A 3,059-nucleotide genomic window follows, 5' to 3' on the forward strand; every position below is an offset into this window, starting at 1 on the left:
ACAGGGCCAGTATCAGAAATCCTGCCACGCGGCGGCGTCCGCTCCAGGGCTCTCTCTTTCGTTTTTCTCCTGTCATAACACGCACCTCTACTCCAGCACATACAGCGTAATCTGCGCCGCGGCCCTTCCTATGTAAGAATTATCACGGATACGGTACGTGTCAAAATTCACGGTACACGCATACTCCCCTTTGTCCAGCTCCACATCGAGCGCTGCCTCGTCGATATACTGCTCCGGGTCTAAATATCCTGAGCGGTAGATTTCCTCCCCGGTGTCATCACGGATGATGGTCACGGTAAAGCGGTTTCCATTTTCCGGCGGGTTTTCAATGTATAAGTTGGCTTTTCCCCTGCCGTTTATCATAAAGGGCGTGGCGTTTACGGAAAATGCCACCATCCCCTCCTCCACAATGGCGTCCAGCTCCTTCTGGCGCCCCTCCGGATCAATGAGGGTGCCCATCTTCACGTTTCCGTCAGCCTGAAGGCTGGGCATGGTCTCAGCCGCCGCCTGGGTATTGGCATGGACAAAATAGACCGCCGCGGCGCATACCGCCACACAGAATACCAGGGACAGAAATACCGCCAGCAGGCCGGTGCGGTTTCGTTTTGCTCTCATGATGTGTTTCCTCCCTTTACCCGCAGGGTGATGTCTATGGACATCTCTGCCACCGGGGTTTTCTTTTCAAACAGTTCCAGTCTCACCGTGACCGGGTGCTCGCCGGGAGCCAGCTCCCGTTCCAGGGAAATGCTCTCCACATAGCTGCCCGGGTCGACGCGTCTGGTACTGCCAAGCAGCTTTCCGTCCTCCTTTAAATACAGGCTGACTCGCGCGCTGTAATGGTTGGACTCCGGGTTCTCGTATTCGATGTTGCACGAAATGCTCCCTTCCTCCATGGTTGGAAGCTGGTTCATCACCACCCAGAAATCGCCTGCGGCTATCTCCTGCATCTCTCCGACGTGAAGGATTCCGCTTTTGGCGTTCTGGTCCGGCTGGATGTCAATCTGTGCCTGAACCTGGGACTGCAGACTGTCCCGTGCCATGCAGACCCTGGCGCCCAGAAGGACAATAGCCAGTCCTCCTGCGCAGGCAAGACACAGATACCATAACCGCCTGTGCGCCCGCCGCCGCCCTGCGCGTGTCTGCCGCTTCTGGCTGGACTGCCCAGTCTGGCTTGACTGTTCGGCCTGGCTTGACTGCTTGGTCTGGCTTGACTGCCTGGTCTGGCTGGTCTGCTTTGCCTGACCGGTCTGCTTGGCCTGGCTGGTCTGCTTTACCTGGCTAGGCTGCTTGGCCTGGCTGGCCTGACTGGGCTGGTTTTCCAAATGTTTTTGGCTTTTTTTCTCCATCCTTCATCACCGCCTATGGAACCACGGCCTGGGCCGCTGCTGTGTAATCATCCTTTGATATGCCGAACCAGTAATGGATATCATAGGAGAACTGGGCCTCCGTTCCGAAATGCAGACCGTTGTACTCCATTGCATAACGATAGGGCAGACTGCCTCCGTTTTTCAAACGGTATTCCATCCATGCGGTTCCGGCGGCGGCTCCGGCTTCGTCGTAATACCGGGAGCCTACAAGGGCGGGGGATGCTCCCTGCACATCCGTGAGCGCCAGTCTTACTCCCCCGGATGCATCGGTGATATTCCCGGTGGACGGAAGGGAAATGCTGGGAAGCACCGAGGTCAGTTTTGTGTATCCGGACTTTGACACTGCCTTCAGAATCTTTCCGTCTATGGGATATCCGTTTTTATTGGTGATTTTTAAGTCCAGGCTGTAATCCTTATGCGCTCTTCCATCCGGTGTCAGCTTTGCCATGGTCACCTTGACGGGCATCACCACACTCAGGGTCTTGGACGTGACTCCCTTGACAGTTATCTGTATCTCGTACCGCTGCGTTCCGGATGCACCCTCCAGCAGGACGTAACGGTCCTCCGGTTTCGTGCAGGCGGCCGCCCGTCCCAGGCTGATACTGCTGACCGTCTGGAGGGACGCCGCCGGACTGGCAAGCGAGGACGCCAGACCTTTCAAATCGGTCCCCCCTGCCCGGAAGCCCAGATAGGTATTGGCGTTTGTGTAGCCGTATTTGTGATAATTGCTGTTTGCTCCGGTGATATCGGCAAATGCAGACAATGAAAATGAATTCCCCGCCGTCCCCGTACTTCCAGGTGTAAAGTTGCTGTCTGACGAGCCGAAGGAGCGGAGCTTCATATCCGGAATTGACAGGCTGTTGGACAGACTGTCTTTCAGATTCACGGTGCTTCCGCCTTCCGGGGTATCTGAAACAAACTCCACCGACACAATTTTCGGAGCCTCTAAGGTAGGATATCCGGCCGTGCTCTCACTGTTCAGACTGGTATACCAAACCCTGTCTGCTCCAACTCGTGCGCTTCCGCCATAGTTATTCAATTCAGCTGTCTGCTCCTGCCGCTTGGCATCCGCAGTTGTGTCAAAGCGGGTCACCTGGCTGCTGTCGGATAAGCTGGTGTCGCTGTAACACCGCACAAGATTCCCTGTTCCGGCAATGCTTCCTGCCCGTCCGCCAGCCGTGATAGTCCCTCCGCTCAGAAGGGCATTGTAGCAGTTCTGGATTTTCCCGCTGCTCCCGTCTCCTGCGATTCCACCGGCTGCGGAACCGCTGCCGGATGCGGACAGACGGGGCTTTAACGTGTAACAGTCGCGGATTTCGGAAACGGCTCCGGTCATCTGGCCGGCGATTCCTCCGGCATAGCTGGCCCCGCTTCCCACATTTTCCCGGCTGTAACACTGGTAGATGGTTCCACCATTCAGAACGCCGGTAATTGCCCCCTGCTTTCCTCCTGACGATGTCAGGGTGGATTTTACCACCGCCGTTCTCGCCACGGTTCCGCTCACGGTGTCAAACAGGCCGGCATTGACGGAAGAAGCCGTTGTGCCTATATGTAATCCGCTCAATTCGTATATCTCCGTATTCTTGACGCCAAAAGCTCCGCTGTAATTACTGATAGGAATCCAGGGAAGTGGCGCCCCGGAAGTTCCGGTGTAGGCGGTTCCTGTTAAGTCGATGTTGTTGAGAAGTGTGG

2 protein-coding genes and 1 pseudogene are annotated in these 3,059 nt (G+C 56.1%); all 3 read right to left on the reverse strand.

Features of this window, described 5'->3' with window-relative positions; translation table 11 throughout:
• Nucleotides 1–87: 87 nt before the first annotated feature.
• The gene (locus tag HMPREF9473_RS13985) at nucleotides 88–615 is read right to left on the reverse strand and encodes a hypothetical protein (RefSeq protein WP_006780783.1); all 528 of its coding nucleotides are present in this window, start codon (nucleotides 613–615) and stop codon (nucleotides 88–90) included.
• On the reverse strand, nucleotides 612–1,346 hold the full coding sequence (locus HMPREF9473_RS27385; protein ID WP_006780784.1) for a hypothetical protein: 735 nt from the start codon (nucleotides 1,344–1,346) through the stop codon (nucleotides 612–614). Before HMPREF9473_RS27385 ends, HMPREF9473_RS13985 begins: the two co-directional genes overlap by 4 nt.
• A gap of 13 nt (nucleotides 1,347–1,359) precedes the next feature.
• Nucleotides 1,360–3,059 (reverse strand): annotated as a pseudogene (locus tag HMPREF9473_RS13995) (hypothetical protein); the annotation flags it as partial.

The organism is Hungatella hathewayi WAL-18680 (assembly GCF_000235505.1).
Classification (GTDB): Bacteria; Bacillota; Clostridia; order Lachnospirales; family Lachnospiraceae; genus Hungatella_A; species Hungatella_A hathewayi_A.

What these genes read in the sequence shown, in the direction of transcription:
- HMPREF9473_RS27385 (WP_006780784.1), bottom strand. Translation starts at nt 1,346, where the DNA reads ATGGAGAAAAAAAGCCAAAAACATTTGGAAAACCAGCCCAGTCAGGCC.
- HMPREF9473_RS13985 (WP_006780783.1), bottom strand. Translation starts at nt 615, where the DNA reads ATGAGAGCAAAACGAAACCGCACCGGCCTGCTGGCGGTATTTCTGTCC.